This is a genomic window from Caballeronia sp. LZ032, assembly GCF_031451315.1.
Lineage (GTDB): Bacteria > Pseudomonadota > Gammaproteobacteria > Burkholderiales > Burkholderiaceae > Caballeronia.
The window spans coordinates 1,010,544-1,036,120 of the sequence record NZ_JARUXP010000004.1 but is presented as its reverse complement, the minus strand read 5'-3'; the positions used below and the strand labels follow the sequence as shown (position 1 = coordinate 1,036,120).

Below are 25,577 nucleotides of genomic sequence, written 5' to 3'. Positions count from 1 at the left end.
GAACAAGGGCACGGGATCAACGCTCCGCGGGCACGGAGGGCAGCGGCGGAACGCCCTGGCCGGAGCCCGCCTGCGCGACGGTCGACGTATCCGATTTCTCGGAACCGCGGTAGATGGTCACCATGCGCGGGGCGGCCGGCGTGGCGCTCGGCGTACCGGACTGAGCCGGACGCGGGCGCGGCAGGTCCCGCACGGCGCGTGAAATGTCACCGGCCCAGATGGGCTTGCGCTCGGGCGCCGATGCGCCCATGGGCGCTGCCGGATCGCGGCTGACGGTCGCGAAGCTGCGCAGCGCGAGCGACAGGCTGCCGAGCCGCGCCGCGACCGCGACGACTTCGCCCATGCGCGGCGTCACTTCGAGGGTGACAGTACGGGCGCGCACCACGGCGACATCCGCGTCGGCGCCGCCGCTGCCGCTGTTGTTGGGCCGCTTGATTTCAGAGCCGACGGCCAGCACGCGTACGTGCTCCACCACCGTTTCGCTCGATACTGCGAGATCGGGGGAGTCGGTGCGGCGCTCCATCTGCTGGGTGAGCAGCAGATCGACGTAGTCGCCCGGCTGGATCAGGCCGGCGTTGCCGGACACATCGTCGACGGCGACCGAGACCGCGCGCATGTCGGGCTTGAGGGTCGCGGCGAGGAAGCCGGGCGCGCTCGGCAGAAAGACGTCGTCGGACACCAGCACGGTGCCGCTCGTGACCGGATGGCGCAACAGCGCGCCCTTCAGGCTGGGCGCTCCCTCCACGCCGTTGACGATGGCATTCGGCGGCAATTGCGCTTTCGGGATCTCCTTCCAGGCGAGATCCTCGTCGCGCAGCAGCAGGCCCTGCGGCAGATCCGCGGCGCTCACCAGCACTTTTTCGCTCGTCACGACCGGCTTCGACGGGTGCGAAGCGCCCGCAACGACCACGCGCACGATCAGCGCGATCAGAAGCGCGCCGACCAGCAGTACGGCAAATTTAATGATATTGGACATAGGGACGCCGTCCTATCGCGTCGAAATGAGGGGCAGCAGGGCAGGCAGCATGATCACGAGGCCGCCGCCGAAGGCAAGCGCCACGCCGTACGGAACGCCGCGGGCCGCGGAAAACATGGCGAGGGCGCGAAGCGGCATGGAGCGATGAGACGGATTCATGTTGCGGGTGGCGAGACTCACGAGCGACACCACGGTCCCGATGACCGAGACGAGTGTCAGCGTGGCGAGCGAAAGACCGAATCCCACCCACAGAAAAATGACTGATGCGAGCTTGGCGTCGCCGCCGCCCACCATCTTTGCAGCGAACAACAGCGCGCAGGCCAGAAACACGATGACCGCGAGCACCAGATGCGAGATGACATCGTCGAGCGACATGCCGGCGACGAACGCATCGAGGAAAAACAGTGCGCCGATCGTGAGAACTATGCTCGTCGGCAAGCGTCGGGTGCGCACGTCGGCGATCGCGAGCCAAAGCAAGGCGCCGAGCACGGCAAGACGAATGATGAGAGACAGGGCGGTCACGATGGGCTCGATTCGGGGGAGGGCAGGTTGAGGTCCGGGCGTGTGAAGACCGGACCTGTGGCTCGACTGCTTAGCCCGCCGCTGCCTTGACCTTCGTGGTCAGGTTCGAGAAGACGTCTTGCATGTTGGTGCTGAAGGCGCTGCCGACAGCGACCAGCGCGACCACGACGATGCCGGCGAGGATCGCGTATTCCATGGCGCTGACGCCACGTTCGTCACGGACGAAGGCTTTGATGAATTTCTGCATGTTGCTTCCTTGATGAGTGAGGTTTGGGCTTGCAGTACCAGAGGGATTTGCTTACCGATTTGGATCATATCCACGGCGGCCCTGGCCAATCGCTGGAACAAAAGGCGAAACAGGCCTTAATTCAACTCGACTTGGGTGCTATGGATAAGCCCGTTAACGGCATGCGTCTGAGTGGCTTTAACCCTGTTTGCAGAAAAGATTCGAACGTTTGCTTCGGCTGAGATGAACGCCTTTGGAAACAGAAAACGATTGCGTTTTCTGTCTCTTCAGCAAGCAAACGATTGGCGTGCTGAACCGTTGCATCGAACGGATCCGGGCGGACGGCGAGCGGGTCGACCGTCGTCGAGACGTGTCGGCGCGTAAAACGTTTGCGGGCACATGCGTTGCTCGCGGGATCAGTGCAGTTTCACTTCACTCGAGGAGGTCTGACATGCCCGAAAAGAAAACTCTCGCGCGCGCTTCGCAAGCGAAGCGCGCAGGCAAGTCCGGCAGCACCCAGGCAGGCGCGTTCGTGAAGGAGCAGATCGACCATATTCGCGAAGGCAAGCACGGCGCGAAGTCGGCGAAGCAGGCCATCGCGATCGGGTTGTCCGAGGCCCGACGCTCCGGCGTCAAGATGAAGGCGCCCAGCAAGAGCACGACCTCCGCCGCCACCCGCAAGAAAGCCGCGCAGGACACGAAGGCCGCGCATCGCACCAAGAAGAGCCCCAGCACCGAGTCGAAGGCGAAGCGCTCGGCGGCGTCTACCCGTGCGTTGAAGCGGGAAAGCACGAGGGCCGCGTCGCCCAAGGCGCTGTCGCGGCAGACCCATGCGGCGTCGAGCAGGCGCTCGGCTGCGGATCGCTCGGCTGCGGATCGCTCGGCGGCGGCGAAGAAGGGCTGGGCGACGCGCCGCGCCAATGCAGCGGCGGCATCGAAAGGAACACGCGCGCGTCACGCGTCGCGCTGAACGCGGCGCTTGCGGGCGATTCGCGAGTACGACAGCGCCATCGTCGCGAGTTCCTGGGCGGCGGGCGTCAGCGGCACGCCCGCTCGTCGCACCAGGCAGACCGGCGTGCTCGCAGCCCGCTCGGCTATCTTGAGCACGGTCACGTGGTCGCGGAAAAACGGGTGAGCCGCGAGGCCCGCCGGTTCCAGGCCGAGATAGTCGCTCGCGGCGATGCAATGCAGCGTATCGAACACGGCTTCGGTTGTCGCGGCGATGCTCGGCGCGGGCAAGCGCGCGTCTTCGAAGAGCGCGGAGAGCCGGTTGCCCGCGGTCTCGCCGCTGCGTTGCCGCGTGCTGACCCATTGTGCGTCGCGCAGGTCGGCGAGCATGCGGGCCCGCGCGAGCGGATGATCGCGCCGCGCAATCACCGCGACGGCCGATTCGAAGAGCGGCGTCGTTTCCATGTCGTGAACGTCCGCGTCCGGCGCAATCAGCGCGAGCGCGAAATCGAGACGGCCTTCGCGGACCCACGAAGTCAGCATCCGTGAAGTCGCGCTGGTCAGGTGCACGTCGATGCGCGGGCAGCGCTCGCGATAGCTCTCCAGCAACGCGGGAAACAGCCGCATCGTGGCTTCGGCCGACAGTCCGAGCGCCACGCGGCCCGTCAGATCGCCCTGAAGCTGACGCATTTCGTCTTCGGTCTTGCGGCACTCGCCGAGAATCAGTTCCGCGCGTACGCGCAATCGCTCGCCGATTGGCGTCAGGCGCGCTCCGCGCACGTCGCGCTCGAACAGCGGGCCGCCCGCCTGTGCCTCCAGCTTGCGCATGTGCTGCGTGACGCCGCTCTGCGCGACGTCGAGCCGCCGCGCCGCCGCGCGTACACTGCCCGCGTCCGCCACGGCGATGAACATGCGCAATTGGGTGAGAGTCAGTTCCATCGTCAGGTTCGCGACAGGGCGATCACGAAAAGTGAACATGATAAGCAAATTGCCTCTTCTGGTGGGCATCGGGCGCTCGTAGTATCGAGACCCTGAATAACCTCATCACCGCGCCCCATGCCCCGATTCCACGCCCTCATGCTGGCCGCCATCCTCGCGGCTGCCGCACCCGCTCATGCCAAGGACGCCGACACCCTGCGGCTCGGCATCGACCCCGGCTATCCGCCGATGGACGTCAAGACCCCCGACGGCCACGTCGTCGGTTTCGACGTCGATCTCGGCGACGAAATCTGCCGCCGCATCGCCATGCATTGCCAGTGGGTCGAGCTCGAATTCTCTGGGATGATTCCGGCGCTGCAGGCGCGCAAGATCGACGGGATCATGTCGTCGATGGCGATCACCGACAAGCGCATGAAGCAGATCGCCTTCTCCAACAAGCTGTTCCAGTTCCGCTCGCGGCTGATCGCGAAGCAGGGCGCGCCGCTCACGGCCAGCGCGGACGGCTTGCGCGGCAAGCGGATCGGCGTGCAGAGCGGCAGTCAGTTCGAGACCTATGCAATGAAAAACTGGGCGCCGGGCGGCGTCGAGGTGGTTCCCTATCAGAGCATGGAAGGGGTGCTGAACGACCTCACGGCAGGCCGTATCGATGCCGCGCTGCTCGGCTCGGTGGAGGCCGAGCACGGTTTTCTGAAGACGCCGCGCGGCGCGGGCTTCGGGTTCGTCGGCGAGCCGCTTTCGATGGGCGATCACGGCGTCGGCATGGGCATGCGGCAGGACGACGCCGCGCTCAAGGCGAAGGTCGATCGCGCGGTGAAGGACATGCGCGCCGACGGCACGTATCAGAAGATCGCCCGCAAGTATTTCGACTTCGATGTCTACGGCGACTGATCATGCACATCCAGCGCGATTCCCTCCTCTCGACCACGCTCGGCACGACGCGCGAACTCGTCAGCTTTCATTTCGGCGACGCGCGGGGCGCGGGCGAGCAGGTCTATATCCAGGCATCGCTGCACGCCGACGAAACGCCCGCGATGCTCGCCGCCTGGGCCCTCAAGAAGCGTCTCGCCGGAGTGGAGGCGCAAGGCCGCCTGCGCGGCGCCGTGGTGCTGGTGCCGGTGGCGAATCCCATCGGGCTGTCGCAGCATGTGCTCGGGCAGTTCCTCGGGCGCTTCGAGGCGAACAGCGGCCAGAATTTCAACCGCGGCTTTCCGCTGCCGACCGCGGCCGCGTTGATCGAGCGGGTCGCGGAGCCGTTCTCGCCGCACGATGGCGCGCGCAACGCGCGTCTGTTGCGCGCCGCGTTGCTCGCGCTGCTCGGCGAGACGACGGTGAAGAACGAGTTCGAAGACTTGCGGCTCGTGCTGCTCAGGCTCGCGTCGCAGGCGGATATCGTGCTCGACCTGCACTGCTCGCTCGAAGCGACCGTGCATCTGTATACCAGCCCGGCAAGTTGGCCGGCGCTCGAACCGCTCGCGCGCCATCTCGACGCCAACGGCGTGCTGCTCGCGACGGATTCCGGCGGGCAGTCGTTCGATGAAGTCCACGCGCTCCTGTGGAACCAGGTTCGGGAGCGTCTGGGCGCCGCCGTGCCGCTCGCCGCGCCGAATCTCGCGGCGACGGTGGAATATCGCGGCCAACGCGACGTCGATTACGACACCGCTGCGCACGATGCCGAAGCCATCGTCCAGTTCCTGATCGGGCGCGGCGTGATCGAGGGCGAAGCGCAGACGCCGCCGCCGCTCGAACAGCCCGCGACGCCGCTCGCGGGCAGCGAGCAGCTGACGGCGCCGGTGAGCGGCATCGTCGTGTATCGGGCGAAGGTGGGCGCGCGGTTGCGGGCGGGCGATCCGGTGTTCGATATCGTCGATCCGATCACGGACGCGGTGACGACCGTCACCACGCGCAATGACGGCGTGTTCTACATGCGGCGCGCGATCCGCTTCGTGCCCGCCGGAGCGCCGATGGGGCGCGTAACAGGCGAGACGCCGATCAGGAGCGGCGTGTTGATCGGGGCTTGAGCGGGGACGGGCACGCCAAGCACGCCCGACGCCGCGTCGCTAGAATGACCTTCCCCCATTCGCGTTCCCGTTGAGGAGTCTCGCCATGCTTGACTTCGCTCTCCACGCCCGCACGCCGACGCTCGACATTTCCTTCGCCGATTCCGGCCCCCGCGACGGTCCGGTCACGCTTCTGCTGCACGGCTGGCCCGATGCCGCCGGCGCCTGGAACCCGGTCGCCGCGCGCCTCAACGACGCCGGCCGCCGCACCATCGTGCCGGAGCTGCGCGGCGCGGGCGGCACGCGTTTCCTCTCGCCGGACACGGTTCGCGACGGCTCCGGCGTCGCGCTTGCCCAGGATGCAATCGATCTCGCCGACGCCCTCGGCATCGCCCAATTCGATGTCGTCGGCCATGACTGGGGCGCGCGCGCCGCTTACACGCTTGCCGCGCTGTTTCCCGAGCGGGTGCGCCGCATGGCCGCGCTCGCCTTGGCCTACCAGCCGCGCGGCGCGTTCCGCCTGCCGGTTTTTTCGCAGGCGCGGCGTTTCTGGTACCAGTGGTTCATGTCGCTCGATGGCGGCCCGGACGCCGTCGCCGCCGATCCGAAGGGCTTCGCGCGCATCCAGTGGGACACGTGGTCGCCGCCCGGCTGGTTCGACGAGGCCGAATTCAACATCACCGCACGCGCCTTCGAGAATCCCGACTGGGTGCCGATCACGCTCAACGCATATCGGCGGCGCTGGCGCGGCGATCAGCCGTCCGATCCGAGGCTGTCCGACCTGTACGCGCGCCTCGGGACGATCGAGCGCATCAGCGTGCCCGCGCTGATGATCCAGGGCGGCGCCGATGCCTGCGACGAACCCGCCAGCTCGGAAGGCCAGGAGTCCCACTTTCAGGCGGGCTACCGGCGCGTCGTGATCGACGGGGCGGGGCATTTTCCGCTGCGCGAGGCCCCCGACGCCGTGGCTGCCGAAGTGCTCCGCCATCTGGAGTGACCCGTCGATCAGGCGAGCGTCTTGCGCACCCCAGACGGACACTCCCGACACGTTTGGCGACAACCACTGTATGCGTGTACAGTACTGTTCGCTGCGGCAGCTGTGCGCTTCCGAACTCGCGCGCACCTCGCCCGAGGCCGTGAACGGCCGCCCAACTCATTGAACCGGTTGACAAATTGGCATCGAACAACGCAATCCGCATCCGCGGCGCACGTCAGCACAATCTCAAGAATCTCGACCTCGACCTGCACACCGGCCAGATGACGGTCGTGACTGGCCCGTCCGGCTCCGGCAAGTCGAGCCTCGTGTTCGACACGCTCTACGCGGAAGGCCAGCGCCGCTACGTCGAAACCTTCAGCGCCTACGCGCGCCAGTTCCTCGACCGGATGGACCGTCCGCAAGTGGAGCGCGTGGACGGCGTGCCGCCCGCCATCGCCATCGACCAGACGAATCCGGTGCGCAGTTCGCGCTCGACTGTCGGCACGATGACCGAGCTGAACGACCATCTGAAACTGTTCTACGCCCGCGCCGCCGAGCTGTTCGACAAAAAGACCTCGCACCGCGTGCGCCACGACACGCCCGAGACGATCTACGCCGAACTGCTCGAACGCACGCGCGCGGACGATCCGCGTCTCGCGATCACGTTTCCCGTCGAATTGCCCGACACCGCCAGCGACGCGGAAGTCGAGCAATGGCTGTCCGCGAGCGGCTACACGCGCGTGCAGGCGAAGCGCCACATCGAAACTGCGAGCGGCAGACGGCAGATGCTCGACGTCGTCGCGGACCGGTTCCGGCTCCAGAACACCGAACGCTCGCGCGCGCTGGAGGCGATCGAAAGCGCGCTGCTGCGCGGCACCGGCCGGGTAGATGTCTACGTGCTGAAGGACGAGGGCGAACCGGACATCTGGCGCTTCTCCACGGGCCTGCACAGCCCGGAGAGCGACCTGCGCTACGCGGACCCGCAGCCGGCGCTGTTCTCGTTCAACTCGGCCTACGGCGCGTGCGAGACCTGCCGGGGCTTCGGCCGGGTGATCGGCGTAGATTACGGGCTCGTGATTCCCGACGAGAAGAAGACCTTGCGCGAAGGCGCGGTCAAGACGCTCCAGACGCCCGCGTGGAAAGAAAACCAGGACGATCTCGTGCGCTACGGCGCGAAGGCGGGCATCCGGCTTGGCGTGCCCTGGAACGAGCTGTCGCAGGAGGAGCGCGACTGGGTCATCAAGGGTTCGCCCGACTGGACCGGCAAGTGGCAGAACCAGTGGTACGGCGTGCAGCGCTTCTTCGACTATCTGGAGTCGAAGGCCTACAAGATGCACATCCGCGTGCTGCTGTCGAAATACCGCAGCTACACCCCGTGCCCGGTCTGCGCCGGCGCGCGCCTGAAGACCGAATCGCTGCTGTGGCGTCTCGGTACGAAGGAACAGGCGGATGCCGTACTGTCGCCCGCGCATCGCTTCATGCCGCAAGGCGTCGATTGGACGCGCGCGCAGCTCGAAGCGCTGCCCGGCCTGACCGTGCACGACCTCATGCTGATGCCGATCGAACGCATCCGCCGCTTCTTCGATTCGCTGACGCTGCCGTCCACGTTGCTCGACGAAGCGCTCAAGCTGCTGCACGCCGAAGTGCGCACGCGCCTCAAGTATCTGTGCGATGTCGGCCTGGGCTATCTGACGCTCGATCGCCAGAGCCGCACGCTCTCCGGCGGCGAAGTGCAGCGCATCAACCTGACCACCGCGCTCGGCACGTCGCTGGTGAACACGCTTTTCGTGCTCGATGAACCGAGCATCGGGCTGCATCCGCGCGACCTGAACCGCATCGTCGAGGCCATGCACCGGCTGCGCGACGCGGGCAATACGCTCGTCGTCGTCGAGCACGATCCTTCGGTGATGCTCGCGGCGGATCGTCTGATCGACATGGGACCGGGGCCGGGCGAGCGCGGCGGGCAGATCGTCTATGACGGCACGCCCGGCGACATCCAGTCCACCGATACGCTCACCGGCGCCTATCTCGGCGGCCGCAAGCAGGTGGCGCATGCGTCGGACTGGAACCGGCGCGCCGTCGACAGGAACACGCCGCGCCTCGTGCTCGAAGGCGCGAGCGATCACAATCTGCGCGACGTCACCGTCGAGATTCCGTTGCAGCGGCTCGTCTGCGTGACGGGCGTGTCGGGCTCGGGCAAATCGACGCTGATCCAGGACGTGCTTGCGCCCGCGCTGATGCGCCATTTCGGCAAGGCGACGGAAGCGCCCGGCGCATTCCGCGACCTGAAGGGCGCGGAGCAGCTGAGCGATGTCGTGTTCGTCGATCAATCGCCGATCGGCCGGACGGCGCGCTCGAACCCGGCGAGTTACGTCGGCGCGTTCGATGAAATCCGCAAGCTCTATGCGAAGGCGCCGCTCGCGCTCCAGCGCGGCTACAGCGCGAGCATGTTCAGCTTCAATTCCGGCGATGGCCGTTGCCCGACCTGCGGCGGCTCGGGCTTCGAGCACGTCGAGATGCAGTTCCTGAGCGATGTCTACCTGCGCTGCCCGGACTGCGATGGCCGCCGTTACCGCGCCGAGATTCTCGAAGTGAAGATCGAGCGCGGCGGGCGGCACCTGAGCGTCGCGGATGTGCTCGAACTGACCGTCAGCGAAGCGGTCGAGCTGTTCGCGGAAGACAAGGAAGTGCTGCGCGTGCTGCAGCCGATCGTCGATGTCGGGCTCGAATACGTGAAGCTGGGTCAGCCGGTGCCGACGCTGTCGGGCGGCGAAGCGCAGCGCCTGAAGCTGGCGGGCTTTCTCGCGGAGACGTCGCAGGGCACCAAGGGCAAGAAGGGCGGCGAAGCGGAAAGCCGCCTCTTCATGTTCGACGAACCGACCACCGGCCTGCATTTCGACGACATCGCCAAGCTGATGCGCGCGCTGGGCCGGCTGCTGGAACGCGGCCATTCGCTGATCGTGATCGAGCACAATCTCGACGTGATCCGCGCCGCCGACTGGATCATCGATCTCGGTCCTGAAGGTGGCGACGGTGGCGGTCAGGTAGTGTGCGTCGGCACGCCGGACGAGGTGGCCGCCTGCGAACACTCGCATACCGGCCGGGCGCTGCTGGACTACGAGGAAGCCATGGCTCCGGGCGCAGCCGAGCGCGCCGGCGTGCCGCTGCAACTCGCCGCCGAAGTGGCGAGCGCACGGCGCGCGTTGCAGGGCGAGGACGTGGTGCGCATCGTCAATGCGCGCGAGCACAACCTGAAGTCGCTCGACGTCGATATTCCGCACAACAAGTTCAATGTGGTGACGGGCGTGTCGGGTTCGGGCAAATCGACGCTCGCCTTCGACATCCTGTTCCACGAAGGCCAGCGCCGTTATCTCGAATCGCTGAACGCGTATGCGCGTTCCATCGTGCAGCCGGCGGGCCGCCCCGAAGTGGACGCCGTGTACGGCATTCCGCCGACGGTCGCCATCGAGCAGCGCCTGTCGCGCGGCGGGCGCAAGTCCACCGTCGCGACGACTTCCGAGGTTTGGCACTTCCTGCGCCTGCTGTACGTGAAGCTCGGCATCCAGCACTGCATCCACGACGGCACGCCGGTGCAGTCGCAGAGTTCGGAATCGATTGCCGCGCAGATCATGCGCGACTTCAAGGGCGCGCACGTCGGGCTGCTTGCGCCGCTCGTCGTGAACCGCAAGGGCGTCTATACCGATCTGGCGAAGTGGGCGAAGGCGCGCGGCAACACGCATCTGCGCGTGGACGGCGAGTTTCTGCCGGTGAGCCCGTGGCCGAAGCTCGACCGCTTCCGCGAACACACGATCGAACTGCCGGTGGCGGATCTGATCGTGACCCCGGAGAACGAAGCCGAACTGCGCCGCCTGCTCGACGACACGCTCGAAATCGGCAAGGGCGTGATGCATCTGCTCGCGCCGCTCGATGATCTGTACGGTTCCTGGGCCGACGGCAAGCGCCGCGGCGCGGAAGAAATGCGCGTGTTCTCGACCAAGCGGGCGTGTCCCGTGTGCGGCACGAGCTATCCTGAACTCGATCCGCGCATGTTCTCGTACAACAGCAAGCACGGCTGGTGCAACACCTGTGTGGGCACCGGCGTGAAGCTGACGCGCGAGCAGCGCGCCGCGTTCGACGACACGCTGTTCGCACAGGACGATCGCGGCCGCGAACAGACCATCGGCTCGGTGGATCAGGAGCCGGACGACATCGTCGATCAGCCGTGCCCGGATTGCGAAGGCACGCGCCTGAACGACGTCGCGCGCGCGGTCACGTTCGGCAATTATCCGATCACGGAAGTGGGCCGCTGGACCGTCAGCGATACGCGCGAATGGATCGCGACGCTCCGGCTGACAGGACGTGACGCGGATATCGCGCGTGACGTGGTGAGCGAGATCGAAGGGCGCCTGCAGTTCCTCGAAGAAGTCGGGCTCGGCTATCTGAGCCTCGACCGCGCCGCGCCGACGCTCTCCGGCGGCGAAGCGCAGCGCATCCGTCTTGCCGCGCAACTCGGCAGCAATCTGCAAGGCGTGTGCTATGTGCTCGATGAGCCGACCATCGGCCTGCATCCGCGCGACAACCTGATCCTGCTGTCCGCGCTCAAGAAGCTCAACGACAAGGGCAATACGCTCGTGGTTGTCGAACATGACGAGGACACGATCCGCCGCGCGGATCACATCATCGACATCGGGCCCGGCGCGGGCAAGCGCGGCGGCACGGTGGTCGCGCAGGGCAACGTGACGGATCTCGCGGCCCACAAGGCGTCGCTGACCGGCCAGTTCCTCGCCAACCCGATCGTGCATCCGCTGCAGCCGCGCCGCGAGGTGCGCGCTGCGACCGCGAAGCGCGCCGCCGTGCCGGAGCAATGGCTGACGGTCGAAGGCGCCACCTTGCACAACCTGCGCGACGTGACGGCGAGCGTGCCGCTGAACCGGCTGGTCGCGATCACGGGCGTGTCCGGCTCCGGCAAGTCGACGCTCGCGCGCGACGTGCTGATGACCAACCTGCTCGATGCGGTCGGCCGCTCGGTGCTGTCGTCGCCGGCGGTGCGGCGCGCGCGCAAGTCGGCGCAGGCCGACAAGCCGGCGCCGGGATCGCGCGCCAGCGTGCTCGCGCGCGAAGCGCCGCGGCCGAAGTTCGACGTCAAGCATGCGTGGCAGGGGTGCAGCGGCGTGAGCGGTTTCGAGTCGATCGACCGCGTGCTCGAAGTGGATCAGACGCCGATCGGCAAGACGCCGCGCTCGTGTCCGGCTACGTACATCGGCATGTGGGACACCATCCGCAAGCTGTTCGCCGATACGCTCGAAGCCCGCGCGCGCGGCTATACGCCGTCGCGTTTCTCGTTCAACACGGGCGAGGGACGCTGCCCGGCCTGCGAGGGCCAGGGCGTGCGCACCATCGCGATGAGTTTCCTGCCGGACGTGAAGGTACCGTGCGACGTGTGCCACGGCCAGCGCTTCAATCCGGAAACACTGGCGGTGACGTGGCGCGGCAAGAACATCGGCGAAGTGCTGACGATGGAGATCGACGAGGCCGTCGAGTTCTTTTCGTCGATGCAAAGCATTGCGCATCCGCTGCAACTGCTGCGCGATGTCGGCCTCGGTTATCTGACGCTCGGCCAGCCTTCGCCGACGCTCTCCGGCGGCGAGGCGCAGCGCATCAAGCTCGTGACGGAACTGTCGAAGGTGCGCGACGACATCACGCGGCGCGGCCAGAAGCCGCCGCACACGCTCTATGTGCTCGACGAGCCGACGGTCGGCCTGCACATGGCCGACGTCGCGAAGCTGATTCGCGTGCTGCACCGGCTGGTGGACGGCGGGCATAGCGTGATCGTCATCGAGCACGATCTCGACGTGATCGCCGAAGCCGACTGGGTGCTCGATCTCGGTCCGGAAGGCGGCGTGAACGGCGGCATGATCGTCGCGGCGGCGGACCCGGACACGCTGGCGACGCATCCGCGCAGCCACACGGGCACGGCGTTGCGGCCGGTGCTGGCACGTGCGAGGCCCGCTGAAAATGCTGCGTGACCTCAGTGCGCTGCTCGCGGCGATGGAGCCCGAGTTTCAGCCGGGCGTGTATGTGTTCGCATCGGTGACGCATGGAAGCGCGCCCGCGAGCGCTGACGTCATCGCGACGTTTCGCGAGCGCGAGGGCCTGACGGTCGTGATGGAGGAACACGCGGCGCAGGCGGCGGGCCTGACGCCGCTGTTCCGCGCGGCGTGGATCACGCTGACCGTGCACTCGGACCTGCATGCGGTGGGACTGACGGCGGCGTTCGCGCAGGCGCTCGGCGAGGCGGGCATCAGTTGCAACGTGATGGCGGCGGCGTATCACGATCATCTCTTCGTGCCCGCCGACGATGCCCCGCGCGCCATGGACGCGCTGCTTTCCTTGCAGAAGCGGGCTGGTATGCTGGCGGCCTCTTCGAAACCCTGAAAGCACACCAGATGGAAACGCAGGACAAAGCCGTTGCGCTAAAAAGAATGAAGTGGTTCGCCTTCGCGTTGCTGATCGCGGCGGGCGCGTTGTTCGCGCTCGCCAAGAGCCGGCACGATGAGGGGATCTGGGCGTGGGTATCGTCGTTCGCGGAGGCCGCGATGGTCGGCGCGCTCGCCGACTGGTTCGCGGTGGTTGCGCTGTTCCGCCATCCGCTCGGCGTGCCCATTCCGCACACGGCGATCCTGCCGGCGAACAAGGCGCGCGTCGGCGACAACCTCGCCGCGTTCGTCCGCGACCGCTTTCTCGGCACCGATGCGCTGGTGGCGCGCGTGAACGCGTTCGATCCGGCGAGCCGTCTGTCGCTGTGGCTCGCCGAGCCGAAGAACGCCGAGCTGCTTGGCAAGAAGGCGGTGACGGCGGTGGGCCAACTGCTGTCCTTCGCCGATGACGACCGCATCAAGACCATGCTGCACGACACGCTGCGCCGCCGCGCGGACCAGTTCGATCTGGCGGGCGCGGCGGGCGGCGTGCTGGCGTCGCTGACCTCGGATCGTCGGCATCAGCTGCTGCTCGACGAAGGGCTCGCGCAGATGGCCGCGTGGCTCGACAAGCCCGAAGTGCAGGAGATGCTCGCGGCGCGCATCGTCGCGGTGGCGGGCGAGGAGTATCCGAAGCTGGTCGGCATGCTGGGCTTCGTCGGATTGAACGCCGAGGATCTCGGCAGCAAGTTCGCGGCCGGACTGGTGCGCGGCGCTAACCAGTGGCTGCACGACGTCAGCAGCGATCCGGAGCATGAACGCCGCCTGGCCTTCGATGCAGCCGTGGCGCGGTTTGTCGAACGCCTGCGCACGGACCCGGCGTTCAAGGCGCGCATCGACGAGCACAAGCGCGAATGGCTCGAACGGCCGGAACTGCGGGATTACGTGAACGGTCTGTGGGACGAATTCGTCGCATGGCTCGATGCCGACATCAGGCGGCCCGACTCGGCGCTGCACACGAAGGTGGTTGCAATGGCGGGCGGATTCGCTTCGGCGCTCGGTAATGATCCGGCCTTGCGCGATTCGATCAACGAGCACATGCGCGACGCGCTGAAGGCGCTGGCGCCGGAACTGCGCGACGGCATCGCGAAGCATATCGCCGCCACGGTCAAGCAATGGGACGACGCGACGCTCGTGCGTGATGTCGAGCTGAACATCGGGCGGGATCTGCAGTTCATCCGCGTGAACGGGACGCTGGTGGGCGGCGCGGTCGGTATCCTGATTCACGCGGTCACGGCGTTGCTGTGAACGCCTGCGGTTCGTGCGGATCAGCCGGCGTCGGGGTCGGTGTTGCTCGCGGCGCTGGGTTCTTGGACGCCGTCATAGGTTTGCGCCGCCTCCGTTGACTCTGGCAGTGCCGAGGCAGCCGGGGTCGCGCCAGGCGGTGAGTTTGATGTGACCGCGTCGCCTTGTGGCTTGCCGGAAGAATCGTAGGCCTGAGTGGTTTGCGTGCCGTCCTTGCCGTACGTGTAGGCAACCGACGCGCCGTCCTTGTCGAAATCGTCCTTCTCCGTCACCACGCCTTGACCGTCGGAAATCGTGGCCGAGTAGGCGCCGCCCGTCTGCCGCGCATACTCGATGTGCTGTTGCAGGTTGCCGTTGGCATCCCTGAGGTCGGCGGAGGTGAGCTTGCCATCGGCCCCGAAATGCTGCGTGCCCTGCATGCCGGATGCATAGGTTTCGTTCATCGACGTGATCTTGCCGTCACCAGCCGGATCGCCCAGTTGCGCGGCGGTCGGTGAACCCAGTCCGGGCGGCACGACTCTCCTGTTTGCGCCGCCGTAGTAGTCGTAGTAATCGCTCGATGCGTTGCTGGGCGTTTCCGTGGCGTTGAGGCTCGACGCTCTGTCGATCAGTCTGTTCTTGTCCTGTTCGTCGGACAGGCCCGACTGCGTATCGGACGCGTGCAGACTGTCGAGCGCTTGCTGGGTTGGGCCGCCTGGTTGTTCGCCCGCCATGTTGATGAGCATCCCGGGATGCTCCGGCGTCGAGGTGTTCCGCAAGATTTCCTGGCCGACTTTCCAGTTGTTGTAGATCGCCTCGCCTTCGCCGCGCAAACCCAGCATCGCTTCCACGTCGAACGCCTCGGGATCGCGTGGATTGACGCCGTAGCGGGTCGCAAACGCCCGGTCGTTGCTGCGACTCTCGAAATGGCCGAGTTCGTGTGAAAGTGCCCCGACCCAGTTGCCGTCGGATAACCCGGCAAAGTTGTGGGCGAGTACGATCCGGTGCTGCGTAGCGTCCTCGAAATAGGTCCCTTTGTCCGGGCCGACCGCAATCGGCTGGATATCTCCCGAGCTGACTGCCGCGCCGTAATCCCGGAGGTCTGCCTGCATCGTTGGACTCTGGTTGATGAGCCTGACCTGGTTCTCTGTCGGATGCACGTCGCCCCAGTATGACTCCTTGCCGGTTACCGGTTGTATGGCCATGCGGGCTCCTGTTGCGTTCGGCTCATCTGGCCGCGCCAATGAGCCAACTGATGGAAGTGCGCGGATGGAGCACTATTCCCTGCGGAGCCACTGCCCGGGCGGTAATGGAATATTTCGCGGACGCTTCACGGAACCCGCCTGGTCCGCCAGCGATATGATGTGTGCACCCGGCCCCCTGAGCAGCAGCGAGCCGGACGTCGCACCTCAACCTCTTGCGCGCGCAACGTATCCCATGCCCCAGCCCAACAACGCCCTGATCGAACAGTTCTACACCGCGTTCCAGCGTCTCGACGCCGAAGCGATGGCCGCCTGCTACGCGCCCGACATCCTGTTCCAGGATCCCGCGTTTGGCGTACTGCGCGGCAAGGAGGCCGGCGACATGTGGCGCATGCTGCTCGGCCGGGCCGCCGACTTCTCGCTGTCCTTCGACAGCATCAAGTCCATCGGCCAGGTGGCCAGCGCGCGAGTGGTGGCGCGCTATACGTATTCCGCGACCGGCAGGCCCGTCGTCAACGAGATCCAGGCGCGCTTCGCGATCCGCGACGGGCTCATCGCCGAACACACCGACGTCTTCGATCTCTGGCGCTGGAGCCGCCAGGCACTCGGGCCGAGCGGCTGGCTGCTGGGCTGGACGCCGCAGATGCAGCACGCCATCCAGAGCCGGGCGCGCCGCACGCTGAACGACTATCGCTTGAAGTACCGCAAGGCCGCGCCATGACACGCATCGAAAGCACGGACCACGCGCCCCTCGACGACGCGCGTCTCGAAGACGAATGGCTCGAGGCGGACGCCTTCGGCGGCTTTGCATCGGGCACCGCGGGCACCGTGCGCACGCGGCGCTATCACGCGCTGCTGCTCGCGGCCACGCAGCCGCCGGCGGGACGCGTCACGCTCGTCAACGGCGTCGTGGCATGGCTCGAAGCGGACGGCCAGCGCTATCCGCTGACCATGCAGCGTTACGCGCCGGACGTCCTTTATCCCGATGTCCGCGCCAGCCTGCTTTCCTTCGACACATCGCCCTGGCCTACGTGGCGCTTTCGCGTGGGCGTCGACGCGGTGATCGTGGCGGAGGTGTTCGTCGCGAAGGAGAGCCGCGCGACCGTGTTGCGCTGGCGTTTCGAGGGCGCGACGCCGTCCGCCTGGCAGAACGGGAACGCGCGTCTGCACGTGCGGCCGCTGGTCTCCGGACGCGACTACCACGCGCTGCATCACGAGAATGCCGCGTTCGGCTTCGATGCCACCGTCGAGGGCGAGCGCGTGCAGTGGCGTCCGTACTGCGATCTGCCCGTCATCGATGTGAAAGCGAACGGCGAGTATGAACATGCGCCCGACTGGTATCGCAACTTCTGCTATGCCCGCGAACGCGAGCGCGGTCTGGATTTCATCGAAGATCTCGCGGCGCCGGGCGTCTTCCATTTCGACCTCGCGCACGCCGACGCCGTCATGATCCTGCACGCCCACACCGGCGCGGAGCGGCCGGACACGGAGGCCGCGCTCGCGCATGCGGCGCGTCTCGCCGCGACCGAAACGCAGCGGCGCGCGGCGTTCGGCTCGCGGCTCGCGCGCTCCGCCGACGCCTACGTGGTCAATCGCAGCGGCGGCCGCACGATCATCGCGGGCTTTCCGTGGTTCACGGACTGGGGCCGCGACACCTTCATCTCGATGCGCGGCCTGCTGCTGGCGTCGGGCCGTCACGATGAAGCCGAGTCCATCCTGCTCGAATGGGCCGGCACGATCTCCGAAGGCATGGTGCCGAACCGCTTTCCCGATAGCGGCGGCCTGCCGGAATACAACTCCGTCGATGCATCGCTGTGGTTCGTCGTCGCGGTGCAGGACTATCTCGCGACGGGCCACGCGCATGCCGCGACGGCAAGCCGCCTGCAACGCGCGGCCGGCGCGATCCTCGACGGCTATGCGCGCGGCACGCGCTTCGGCATCGCTGCCGACAGCGACGGCCTGCTGCGCGCGGGCGTGCCCGGCGTGCAGCTCACGTGGATGGATGCAAAGGCGGGCGACTGGGTCGTGACGCCGCGCATCGGCAAGCCGGTGGAGGTGCAGGCGCTGTGGATCAATGCGCTGTCGGCAAGCTCGGCGTGGAGCGCGCAATGGCAGACGCTGCGCGACCGGGCGCACAGCGCGTTCACCGCGCGCTTCGTCGATCCGGCCACGCACACGCTCTACGATGTCGTCGACGTGGACCACGAGCCCGGCAAGGTGGATCGCGCGGTGCGTCCGAACCAGATCTTCGCGGTGGGCGGGCTGCCGTTCGCGCTGGTGGACGGCGAGGTGGCGCGCGCGGTCGTCGCGCAGGTCGAAGCGCAACTGCTGACGCCGCTTGGCCTGCGCACGCTCGCGCCTTCGGACCCGGCGTACCGGCCGCATTACGCGGGCGGCGTGCTGGACCGCGACGGCGCGTATCACCAGGGCACTGTGTGGCCGTGGCTGCTGGGGCCGTTCGTCGAGGCCTGGGTGCGCGTGCATGGCGTGGCGGGCGCGCGCGAGCGCTTCCTGACGCCGCTGTATGCGCATCTCGACCGCTACGGGCTGGATCACATCAGCGAAGTCGCCGATGGCGACGCGCCGCACACGCCCGGCGGCACGCCGTTCCAGGCGTGGTCGCTGGCGGAGTTGCTGCGCATCGAGAAACGGCTCGGCACGGACTGAGCAGGGCGCGCGCGCCGCGTGCCCAAACGCGCTAAATTACGGCTCTTGCCAGAGGGTTCGCGCATGGCCTGGACAAGGTCCGGGCGAGGTTCAGCGCGCCCGCACTTCAGGAGACGTTCATGCCGAAATCGCGCCCCGTCAATCAGATCGACACCGTCGAGGGCTCACGGCTCCATTCGGCCGATTGCGCGCACTGGCAGCGCTGGGGACCGTACCTGAGCGAGCGTCAATGGGGCACGGTGCGCGAGGACTACAGCGAGTTCGGCACCGCCTGGGAATACTTTCCCCACGATCACGCGCGCAGCCGCGCCTACCGCTGGGGCGAGGACGGTCTCGCCGGGTTCGGCGACGACAAGCTCAACTGGTGCGTGTCTTTGGCGCTGTGGAACGGCGCGGACCCGATCATCAAGGAGCGGCTCTTCGGTCTGACGAACCAGGAGGGCAATCACGGCGAAGACGTCAAGGAGCTGTACTTCTACCTCGACGGCACGCCGACCCATTCCTACATGCGCATGCTCTACAAGTATCCGCATGCGGCATTTCCCTACGCCGATCTCGTCGATGAAAACGGCCGGCGCAGCGCGGAAGTCCCCGAGTACGAAGTGCTCGACACCGGCGTCTTCGACGGCGAGCGCTACTTCGACGTGCAGGTCGAATACGCGAAGCACACGCCCGACGACATCGTGATGCGCGTGACCGTCGAGAATCGCGGCGCGGTGGCAGCCGCGCTCGACGTGCTGCCGCAGATCTGGGCGCGCAACAGCTGGTCGTGGCGGCCGACGCCTGTGAAGCCGTCGCTCACGCAGGAGACGGTGGAGGGCCGAGGCACCTATGTGCTCGCCGAACAGACCGGCCACGAGCCGATGGTGGTGACGGCGTGGTCGGCGGACGACGCGGCGGTGGACTGGCTCTTCTGCGAAAACGAAACCAATGTCCGGCGCCTGCACGGCATGGACGGCGAAGGGCCGTTCAAGGACGGCTTCAACGATTACCTGGTGAACGGCGACGAGACCGCCATCTGCCGCGCCTCCGGCACGCGCGCCGCGGCTCATGTGCATCTCGCGCTGGAGCCGCACGGCCGCGCAGTGGTCTATCTGCGCTGGCGGCCCGAATCGGCGCCCGATGCCGTGCCGCTCGACGCGGATGCCCTGTTCGAGCGCCGCATCGCCGAAGCGGACGAGTTCTATGGCGCGCTCCAGCACGACATCGCCGGCGTGGATCAGCGGCTCGTGCAGCGGCAGGCGCTGGCCGGCATGCTGTGGTCGAAGCAGTACTACCAGTTCGACGTCACCCGCTGGCTCGACGGCGATCCCTTGCAGCCCACGCCGCCGAAACAGCGGCGCTTCGGGCGCAACGTGGACTGGCGGCACCTGTGCAATGCGGACATCGTGTCGATGCCGGACAAGTGGGAATACCCGTGGTATGCGTCGTGGGATCTCGCGTTCCATGCAGCGGCCTTCGCGCTGATCGATCCGGAATTCGCCAAGCGGCAATTGCTGCTGCTCGTGAAAGACCGCTATCAGCATCCGAACGGACAATTGCCCGCCTACGAATGGGCCTTCGGCGACGCCAATCCGCCCGTGCATGCGTGGGCCACGTGGCGGGTCTACGAGATCGACCGCGCGATCACCGGCAAGAGCGACCGCGACTTCCTCGAACTCGTGTTCCACAAGCTGCTGCTGAACTTCTCGTGGTGGGTCAACCGCAAGGACGCCGACGGCAAGAACATCTTCCAGGGCGGCTTTCTCGGGCTGGACAACATCGGCATCTTCGACCGCTCGTCGCCGCTGCCGACCGGCGGTCACATCGACCAGGCCGACGGCACCGCGTGGATGGCCGCCTATGCGCTCGACCTGATGCGCATCGCGCTCGAACTCGCGTATGCGAACAAGGTGTTCATCGACATCGCGGTGAAGTTCTTCGAGCACTTCCTGTACATCGCCGAGGCCGTGAGCTGCGAGGACGATTGCGATACCGGCCTGTGGGACATGGAAGACGAGTTCTTCTACGACAAGCTGCGCCTGCCGGACGGCAGTAACGTGCCGATGCGCATCCGCTCGATCGTCGGGCTGAGTCCGCTGTTTGCCGTGCATGTGCTGGAGCCGCGCGTGCACGGCTCGCTGCCGGGACTGCGCGACCGCATGCACTGGTTCCTCGAACATCGTCCGGATCTGGCCAAGCTCGTGTCGCGCTGGAATATCGCGGGGCGCGGCAACAGCGTGCTGCTGTCCCTGCTGCGGGGGCATCGCATGAAGGCGCTGCTCAAGCGCATGCTCGATGAAACCGAGTTCCTCTCGGATCACGGCGTGCGGGCGCTGTCGCGCGTCCATCTCGACAACCCGTTCGTCTTCTATCACAACAGCGAAAGCTTCAGCATCCGCTATCTGCCGGGCGAGTCGGACTCGCGCGTGTTCGGCGGCAATTCGAACTGGCGAGGCCCGGTGTGGATGCCGGTCAACTTCCTGCTCATCGAATCGATCCGCGAGTTTCACCGCTATTACGGCGACGACTTCCGCGTCGAATATCCGACCGGGTCAGGCCAGAAGTTTTCGCTCGCGCAGATCGCCGATGAACTCGCGCGCCGCGTCAGCACGCTGTTCCTGCTCGATGCAAACGGCGAGCGTCCCGTGATGCGCGCCTATCCGCAATTGCAGGCAGACCCGCGTTCGCGTGACCTCGTGCTGTTCCACGAATACTTTCATGGCGACAACGGGCGCGGCGTCGGCGCCTCGCATCAGACGGGCTGGAGCGGGCTCGTTGCGTTGCTGTTGCATCCGCATGCGTCGGGGCCGTCGGGCGTCGTGCCGCTCGCCGGCGAAGCCGATGCCGAAGTCCAGGAGTTCGCCGGCGCCAAGTAAAGCGGCGCGCGGCGGTTTCGGAATCGTCCGATGGTGGCGGGTTCTCCGTTTTCGTATGGTTGCTTCGAAACAATCGAAGCGAGACCACGGAGAAAATGATGAGTCATGCCATCAACCGGCACTCCGTGAGCGGCTACCGCCAGCGGCTGGGCGCCTGGAGCCAGGTCAGGATCGAACATGAGCATTGCCCGCCGTTTGCCATCGTGATGACGGTGTTCGGCTCGGCCATGGCCGGCATCGTGTGGTTCAGCGGCAGGCTCCATAGTTTCGCCGGCGGCTGGATTGTCGGCCTGACGATCTTCGCCGCACTGGGCGGGTTCATCCACTGCCGTTTCAGTGGCGCGCGGGCGTTCGAGCGGCGCATCCGCCAGCGCCGGCGCGCATGGCTCAAGCAGCCATCGCAGCGACAGAGCGGCTCAGCAGCACCGGAATGGACTTCGAGGTCGGCGTGCCCGCGCCATCCGCGACGGAAGACAGCGGCACGAGCGGATTCGTCTCCGGGTAATACGCACCGAGACAGCCGCGCGGAATGTCGTATTCCACCAGTGTGAAGCCGTTCACGCGGCGCTCCACGCCGTCGTCCCACACGCTCGTGATGTCCACCCGCTCGCCCGGCTCGAAGCCAAGCAGGTCGATGTCCTCGCGGTTCGCGAACAACACGTGACGCTGGCCGTACACGCCGCGGTAACGGTCGTCGAGGCCGTAGATGGTCGTGTTGTACTGGTCGTGCGAACGAGTGGTCATCAGCGTCATCAGGCGCTCGCCGTGACGCGCGCGGGCCCGGTGAATCGGCGTGTCGTGCGCAATGGCATGCACGATGAACTGCGCCTTGCCGCTCGGCGTCTTCCACACCCGCTCGCGCGAGGCCACGCCCAGATGAAAGCCGCCCGGCTGCTTGAGGCGCTCGTTGTAGCGCGCGAAGCCGTCGATCACCTTTTCGATGCCGTCGCGGATCAGCGCGTAGTTGCCCGCCTGCGCGAGCCAGTCCACCTTGCTTGAACCCAGTGTCGCCTGCGCCATGCGCGCGACGATCGCCACTTCCGAAAGCAGGTTCGGCGAGGCCGGCTTGTTCATGCCGTACGAGATGTGCACCATGCTCATCGAGTCCTCCACGGACACGCCTTGCGGCACGCCGTTCTGCAGGTCGATTTCGGTGCGGCCGAGCGTCGGCAGGATCAGTGCGTCGTGGCCGTGCACCAGATGGCTGCGGTTGAGCTTGGTCGTGATGTGCACGGTGAGGTCGCATGCGCGCATCGCTTCCCAGGTGCGCGGCGTGTCGGGCGTCGCGATCGAGAAATTGCCGCCCAGCCCGATGAACACCTTCACCTTGCCTTCGAGCATCGCGTGGATGGTTTCGACCACGTCATAGCCATGCTCGCGCGGCGGCTCGAAGTCATAGGCCGCGCCGAGCCGGTCGAGAAAGGCCTGGGTCGGCTTTTCTTCGATGCCCACCGTGCGGTCGCCCTGCACGTTCGAGTGGCCGCGCACCGGGCACAGCCCCGCGCCGCGCCGGCCGATATTGCCACGCATCATCATCAGGTTCGACAGCACCTGGATGGTCGGCACCGAGTTCTTGTGTTGCGTGAGGCCCATGCCCCACGTCGAGATGACGGCGCGGCCCTTGACGTAGATATCGGCGAGATTCAGCAGGTCGTCGCGCGCGACGCCCGATTCCGCGAGGATCGCGTCCCAGCTTTCGGCGCGCAGGTCGTCGGCGAAGGCGTTGAAGTTCACCGTGTGCTCCGCGATGAACGCGACATCCAGGACGCGCTCGCCGCCGTTCGCCACGGCCGCATCGTCCAGTTCGATCACGCGCTTCGCCACACCCTTGATGAGCGCGAAGTCGCCGCCCACCTTCGGGCGGATGAACACCGAACTGATCTTCACGCCCTTCGGCGACAGCATGTCGAGCGTGTGCTGCGGGCTCGCGAAACGCTCGAGGCCGCGCTCCTTCAGCGGGTTGATCGACACGATGGTCGCGCCGCGCTTCGCACACTCGCGCAGTTCGCCGAGCATGCGCGGATGGTTCGTCGCGGGATTCTGGCCGAACAGCAGCAGCGTGTCGGCGTGCTCGAAGTCGTCGAGCGTGACCGTGCCCTTGCCGACGCCCACCGTATGCGGCAGGCCGCGGCTCGTCGCCTCGTGGCACATGTTCGAGCAGTCGGGAAAGTTGTTGGTGCCGTACATGCGCACGAACAACTGATACAGGAACGCGGCTTCGTTGCTCGCGCGGCCCGAGGTATAGAAGGCGGCGCGGTCGGGATCGTCGAGCTGCTTCAGGTGCGACGCGATCAGCTCGAACGCATCGTTCCATTCGATCGGCACGTAACGGTCGCGCTTCGCGTCGTAGACGAGCGGGTCGGTCAGACGGCCGTGTTGTTCCAGTTCATAGTCGGTCTGCGCCATCAGCGCGTGTACCGTGTGCTGCTCGAAGAATGCAGGCGTCACGCGCTTGCTGGTCGCTTCGGCGGCGACGGCCTTCACGCCGTTTTCGCAGAACTCGAAGGTCGAGCCGTGCTCGCGGTCGGGCCACGCGCAGCCGGGACAATCGAAGCCGTCGGGCTGGTTCTGCTTGAAGAGCGTCCGGTAGTTCCCGCCCGCCACGCGCTCCTTGACGAGGTTGATGGCGACCTGCTTCAACGCGCCCCAGCCCGCGGCCGGGTGCGTATAAGGTTCGATGCGGGCTTCGGGCTTCTTCATGGCGTTCGGATCAGGCTGAGCATGCAATGAGAGAAGCCTACTGTGTTCCGAAACGAACGCGGCGCACAGAAAAAGCGAAATTCGAGGGATACAGTTGCGGCGTTTTGCCCTAGACTGCACAGTCAGGCCCGCCGCGACGTCTCCAGGGAAAGCGCCATTGAAACTCTACGAAAAGCTTGCCGACGAAATCGAGGAAGCCGTGCGCCGCGGCGTGTTCGCGGCGGGGGAGAAGATCGCGTCGGTGCGGCAGGCGAGCCAGCAGCACGGCGTGAGCATCAAGACGGTGCTGCACGCCTACGCAATCCTCGAAAGCCGCGGCGTGCTGGAGACGCGGCCGCAGTCCGGCTATTTCGTGCGCGCGAAACCGCCGGCGGGCGTGGCCCAGGCCGCGCCGAAGCGGGTGAGCGCCACGGCATCGGAGGTGGACGTGAGCCGGCTGGTGCTGTCGACGCTGCGCAGCATCCGCGCGCACGACGCCGTGCCGTTCGGCTCGCCGTATCCGGATCCCGAGCCGTTTCCTTGGCGGCGCATCAACCAGTACGCGAACGCCATCGCGCGGCGGCATTCGAGCTGGAACCTGATCGACGACCTGCCGCCCGGCAATCCCGAGCTGATCCGGCAGATTGCGCGGCGTTACGCGGAGAACGGCGTGCCGGTGAATCCGGAGGAGATCGTGATCACCGTCGGGGCGACCGAGGCGATCAACCTGAGCCTGCAGGCGGTCGCCAGGCCGGGCGATACGGTCGCGGTCGAGTCGCCCACGTATTACGCGATGCTGCATGCGATCGAGCGGCTCGGCATGCGCGCGATCGAAGTGCCAACGCATCCCGTCGACGGCATCGATGTCGAGGCGCTCGCGCAGATCATCGCGAAGCGCAAGATTGCCGCGTGCATGGTGATGCCGAACTTCCAGAATCCGCTCGGCTTCCAGATGCCCGACGAACGCAAGCGCGCGCTCGTGGAACTGCTCACGGAGCACGATATTCCCGTCATCGAGAACGATGTCTATCACGAGCTCTACTACGGCGACACGCGCCCGACGACCCTCAAGAACTTTGACACCAAGGGCCTCGTGCTGCATTGCGCGTCGTTCTCGAAGAGCCTGACGGCGTCGTACCGGATCGGCTGGGCGATGCCGGGGCGCTACCGGGCGCAGGTCGAGAAGCTCAAGTTCCTCAACACGCTGACGACGCCGTCCGTGCCGCAGATCGCCATCGCCGATTATCTGCGCCAGGACGGCTACGACCGGCATCTGCGGCGCGTGCGGCGGCTCTACCGGCAGCAGGCGCGCATCATGACCGCGCTGGTCGAGCGCTTCTTTCCGGCGGGCACGCGTACGTCGGCGCCGCAGGGCGGCTATGTGCTGTGGGTGGAACTGCCGGAACACGTCGATTCGATGCGGCTTTATCGCGCGGCGCTCGATTGCGGCATCACGGTCGGGCCAGGTTACATGTTCTCGACGCGCAATGCCTTCAGCCATTACATCCGGCTCAACTACAGCTATCCGTGGACGGCGCAGAGCGAAGCCGCGTTGCGGCGGCTGGGCGCGCTGGCGGGCGAGATTGCCGCGCACAGGGAGAAGGGAGACAGAAGATGAGCGATGACATCGATCCGGCGCTGGTCGCCGTGCTGGAACAACTGTGGCGCGCGCGGGAAGGGTCGCCGCAGCGGGCCTGGTCGCTGGCGAAACTGGCGAAGCAGTCCGGTCTGCCGATGAGCACGCTCAGGCGTCAGCTGACCGGGCTCGAAGACGCCGGGCTGGTGCAGGTGACGATCAACGAGGACGGCACCGGCAGCGCGTGGCTCAGCGAGCAGGGCGAGACCTTGTGCCAGGCGGTGTTCGGCGCGGCGGGATAAGCCGGTCAG

General features: G+C 66.7%; 19 protein-coding genes. 12 read left to right on the top strand and 7 right to left on the bottom strand.

From position 1 onward, the window contains the following. Positions 1-16 precede the first annotated feature (16 nt). The 3 genes from cpaB to QCE69_RS32555 all read right to left on the bottom strand — a co-directional run bounded on the left by cpaB (position 17) and on the right by QCE69_RS32555 (position 1,745). Positions 17-976, bottom strand: a complete 960-nt coding sequence (gene cpaB / locus QCE69_RS32565) for a Flp pilus assembly protein CpaB (RefSeq protein ID WP_309926743.1) — start codon at positions 974-976, stop codon at positions 17-19. A 12-nt stretch (positions 977-988) separates the two neighbouring features. Continuing rightward, a complete protein-coding gene (locus QCE69_RS32560; RefSeq protein ID WP_309935041.1) occupies positions 989-1,498 on the bottom strand; it encodes a prepilin peptidase in 510 nt (169 codons plus the stop codon). Between the two features lie 70 nt (positions 1,499-1,568). After that, positions 1,569-1,745 carry a Flp family type IVb pilin gene (locus QCE69_RS32555; RefSeq protein ID WP_309926739.1) on the bottom strand — a complete coding sequence of 59 codons (177 nt, stop codon included), beginning with the start codon at positions 1,743-1,745 and terminating at the stop codon, positions 1,569-1,571. Between the two features lie 430 nt (positions 1,746-2,175). Between QCE69_RS32555 and QCE69_RS32550 the strand changes: the two genes are divergently transcribed. Beyond that, entirely contained in the window at positions 2,176-2,694 is a 519-nt protein-coding gene (locus tag QCE69_RS32550; RefSeq protein ID WP_309935038.1) for a DUF6496 domain-containing protein, read from the top strand. On the opposite strand, the gene QCE69_RS32545 is transcribed toward QCE69_RS32550, so the two are convergent. Further along, a complete protein-coding gene (locus QCE69_RS32545; protein ID WP_309935036.1) occupies positions 2,679-3,611 on the bottom strand; it encodes a LysR substrate-binding domain-containing protein in 933 nt (310 codons plus the stop codon). The two genes, QCE69_RS32550 and QCE69_RS32545, sit on opposite strands and share 16 nt — an antisense overlap. Positions 3,612-3,728: 117 nt before the next feature. Between QCE69_RS32545 and QCE69_RS32540 the strand changes: the two genes are divergently transcribed. From QCE69_RS32540 to QCE69_RS32515, 6 genes are all read left to right on the top strand, one after another. After that, positions 3,729-4,499 (top strand): transporter substrate-binding domain-containing protein, encoded by a 771-nt coding sequence (locus QCE69_RS32540; protein WP_309935035.1) that lies wholly within the window; start codon positions 3,729-3,731, stop codon positions 4,497-4,499. Positions 4,500-4,501: 2 nt separating this feature from the next. Next, on the top strand, positions 4,502-5,629 hold the full coding sequence (locus QCE69_RS32535; protein WP_309935034.1) for a M14 family metallopeptidase: 1,128 nt from the start codon (positions 4,502-4,504) through the stop codon (positions 5,627-5,629). 85 nt (positions 5,630-5,714) lie between these two features. Next, positions 5,715-6,605, top strand: a complete 891-nt coding sequence (locus QCE69_RS32530; protein ID WP_309935033.1) for an alpha/beta hydrolase — start codon at positions 5,715-5,717, stop codon at positions 6,603-6,605. 176 nt (positions 6,606-6,781) lie between these two features. Then, entirely contained in the window at positions 6,782-12,610 is a 5,829-nt protein-coding gene (gene uvrA, locus QCE69_RS32525) for an excinuclease ABC subunit UvrA (RefSeq protein ID WP_309935031.1), read from the top strand. Continuing rightward, on the top strand, positions 12,600-13,019 hold the full coding sequence (locus tag QCE69_RS32520; RefSeq protein WP_309935030.1) for an ACT domain-containing protein: 420 nt from the start codon (positions 12,600-12,602) through the stop codon (positions 13,017-13,019). The genes uvrA and QCE69_RS32520 overlap by 11 nt, the downstream gene beginning before the upstream one ends. A 47-nt stretch (positions 13,020-13,066) precedes the next feature. Next, on the top strand, positions 13,067-14,308 hold the full coding sequence (locus QCE69_RS32515) for a DUF445 domain-containing protein (protein ID WP_309935028.1): 1,242 nt from the start codon (positions 13,067-13,069) through the stop codon (positions 14,306-14,308). Between the two features lie 20 nt (positions 14,309-14,328). Here the strand turns inward: QCE69_RS32515 and QCE69_RS32510 are convergent, their stop codons facing one another. Then, positions 14,329-15,489 carry a hypothetical protein gene (locus QCE69_RS32510; RefSeq protein WP_309935027.1) on the bottom strand — a complete coding sequence of 387 codons (1,161 nt, stop codon included), beginning with the start codon at positions 15,487-15,489 and terminating at the stop codon, positions 14,329-14,331. 232 nt (positions 15,490-15,721) lie between these two features. On the opposite strand from QCE69_RS32510, the gene QCE69_RS32505 reads away from it, so the two are divergent. The 3 genes from QCE69_RS32505 to QCE69_RS32495 all read left to right on the top strand — a co-directional run bounded on the left by QCE69_RS32505 (position 15,722) and on the right by QCE69_RS32495 (position 21,011). After that, on the top strand, positions 15,722-16,207 hold the full coding sequence (locus QCE69_RS32505; RefSeq protein ID WP_309926722.1) for a nuclear transport factor 2 family protein: 486 nt from the start codon (positions 15,722-15,724) through the stop codon (positions 16,205-16,207). Then, positions 16,204-18,153, top strand: a complete 1,950-nt coding sequence (locus QCE69_RS32500) for an amylo-alpha-1,6-glucosidase (RefSeq protein WP_309935026.1) — start codon at positions 16,204-16,206, stop codon at positions 18,151-18,153. Before QCE69_RS32505 ends, QCE69_RS32500 begins: the two co-directional genes overlap by 4 nt. A 119-nt stretch (positions 18,154-18,272) precedes the next feature. Then, positions 18,273-21,011 (top strand): MGH1-like glycoside hydrolase domain-containing protein, encoded by a 2,739-nt coding sequence (locus QCE69_RS32495; RefSeq protein WP_309935025.1) that lies wholly within the window; start codon positions 18,273-18,275, stop codon positions 21,009-21,011. A gap of 133 nt (positions 21,012-21,144) precedes the next feature. Here QCE69_RS32495 and QCE69_RS32490 read toward each other — a convergent pair whose 3' ends face one another. After that, positions 21,145-21,333, bottom strand: coding sequence for a hypothetical protein (locus QCE69_RS32490; RefSeq protein ID WP_309926717.1), 189 nt, complete (start codon positions 21,331-21,333; stop codon positions 21,145-21,147). Positions 21,334-21,398: 65 nt separating this feature from the next. Further along, positions 21,399-23,711 carry an FdhF/YdeP family oxidoreductase gene (locus QCE69_RS32485; protein ID WP_309935023.1) on the bottom strand — a complete coding sequence of 771 codons (2,313 nt, stop codon included), beginning with the start codon at positions 23,709-23,711 and terminating at the stop codon, positions 21,399-21,401. A 157-nt stretch (positions 23,712-23,868) separates the two neighbouring features. Between QCE69_RS32485 and QCE69_RS32480 the strand changes: the two genes are divergently transcribed. Both QCE69_RS32480 and QCE69_RS32475 read left to right on the top strand, forming a co-directional pair. Next, on the top strand, positions 23,869-25,308 hold the full coding sequence (locus QCE69_RS32480) for a PLP-dependent aminotransferase family protein (protein WP_309935021.1): 1,440 nt from the start codon (positions 23,869-23,871) through the stop codon (positions 25,306-25,308). After that, positions 25,305-25,568 (top strand): helix-turn-helix domain-containing protein, encoded by a 264-nt coding sequence (locus QCE69_RS32475; RefSeq protein WP_309926712.1) that lies wholly within the window; start codon positions 25,305-25,307, stop codon positions 25,566-25,568. The genes QCE69_RS32480 and QCE69_RS32475 overlap by 4 nt, the downstream gene beginning before the upstream one ends. Positions 25,569-25,577: the final 9 nt, after the last annotated feature.

What these genes read in the sequence shown, in the direction of transcription:
- QCE69_RS32545 (WP_309935036.1), bottom strand. Translation starts at nt 3,611, where the DNA reads ATGGAACTGACTCTCACCCAATTGCGCATGTTCATCGCCGTGGCGGAC.
- QCE69_RS32550 (WP_309935038.1), top strand. Translation starts at nt 2,176, where the DNA reads ATGCCCGAAAAGAAAACTCTCGCGCGCGCTTCGCAAGCGAAGCGCGCA.
- cpaB (WP_309926743.1), bottom strand. Translation starts at nt 976, where the DNA reads ATGTCCAATATCATTAAATTTGCCGTACTGCTGGTCGGCGCGCTTCTG.
- QCE69_RS32490 (WP_309926717.1), bottom strand. Translation starts at nt 21,333, where the DNA reads ATGAACCCGCCCAGTGCGGCGAAGATCGTCAGGCCGACAATCCAGCCG.
- QCE69_RS32530 (WP_309935033.1), top strand. Translation starts at nt 5,715, where the DNA reads ATGCTTGACTTCGCTCTCCACGCCCGCACGCCGACGCTCGACATTTCC.
- QCE69_RS32495 (WP_309935025.1), top strand. Translation starts at nt 18,273, where the DNA reads ATGCCGAAATCGCGCCCCGTCAATCAGATCGACACCGTCGAGGGCTCA.
- QCE69_RS32500 (WP_309935026.1), top strand. Translation starts at nt 16,204, where the DNA reads ATGACACGCATCGAAAGCACGGACCACGCGCCCCTCGACGACGCGCGT.
- QCE69_RS32510 (WP_309935027.1), bottom strand. Translation starts at nt 15,489, where the DNA reads ATGGCCATACAACCGGTAACCGGCAAGGAGTCATACTGGGGCGACGTG.
- QCE69_RS32535 (WP_309935034.1), top strand. Translation starts at nt 4,502, where the DNA reads ATGCACATCCAGCGCGATTCCCTCCTCTCGACCACGCTCGGCACGACG.
- QCE69_RS32505 (WP_309926722.1), top strand. Translation starts at nt 15,722, where the DNA reads ATGCCCCAGCCCAACAACGCCCTGATCGAACAGTTCTACACCGCGTTC.
- QCE69_RS32515 (WP_309935028.1), top strand. Translation starts at nt 13,067, where the DNA reads ATGAAGTGGTTCGCCTTCGCGTTGCTGATCGCGGCGGGCGCGTTGTTC.
- QCE69_RS32540 (WP_309935035.1), top strand. Translation starts at nt 3,729, where the DNA reads ATGCCCCGATTCCACGCCCTCATGCTGGCCGCCATCCTCGCGGCTGCC.
- QCE69_RS32475 (WP_309926712.1), top strand. Translation starts at nt 25,305, where the DNA reads ATGAGCGATGACATCGATCCGGCGCTGGTCGCCGTGCTGGAACAACTG.
- QCE69_RS32555 (WP_309926739.1), bottom strand. Translation starts at nt 1,745, where the DNA reads ATGCAGAAATTCATCAAAGCCTTCGTCCGTGACGAACGTGGCGTCAGC.
- QCE69_RS32520 (WP_309935030.1), top strand. Translation starts at nt 12,600, where the DNA reads ATGCTGCGTGACCTCAGTGCGCTGCTCGCGGCGATGGAGCCCGAGTTT.
- QCE69_RS32485 (WP_309935023.1), bottom strand. Translation starts at nt 23,711, where the DNA reads ATGAAGAAGCCCGAAGCCCGCATCGAACCTTATACGCACCCGGCCGCG.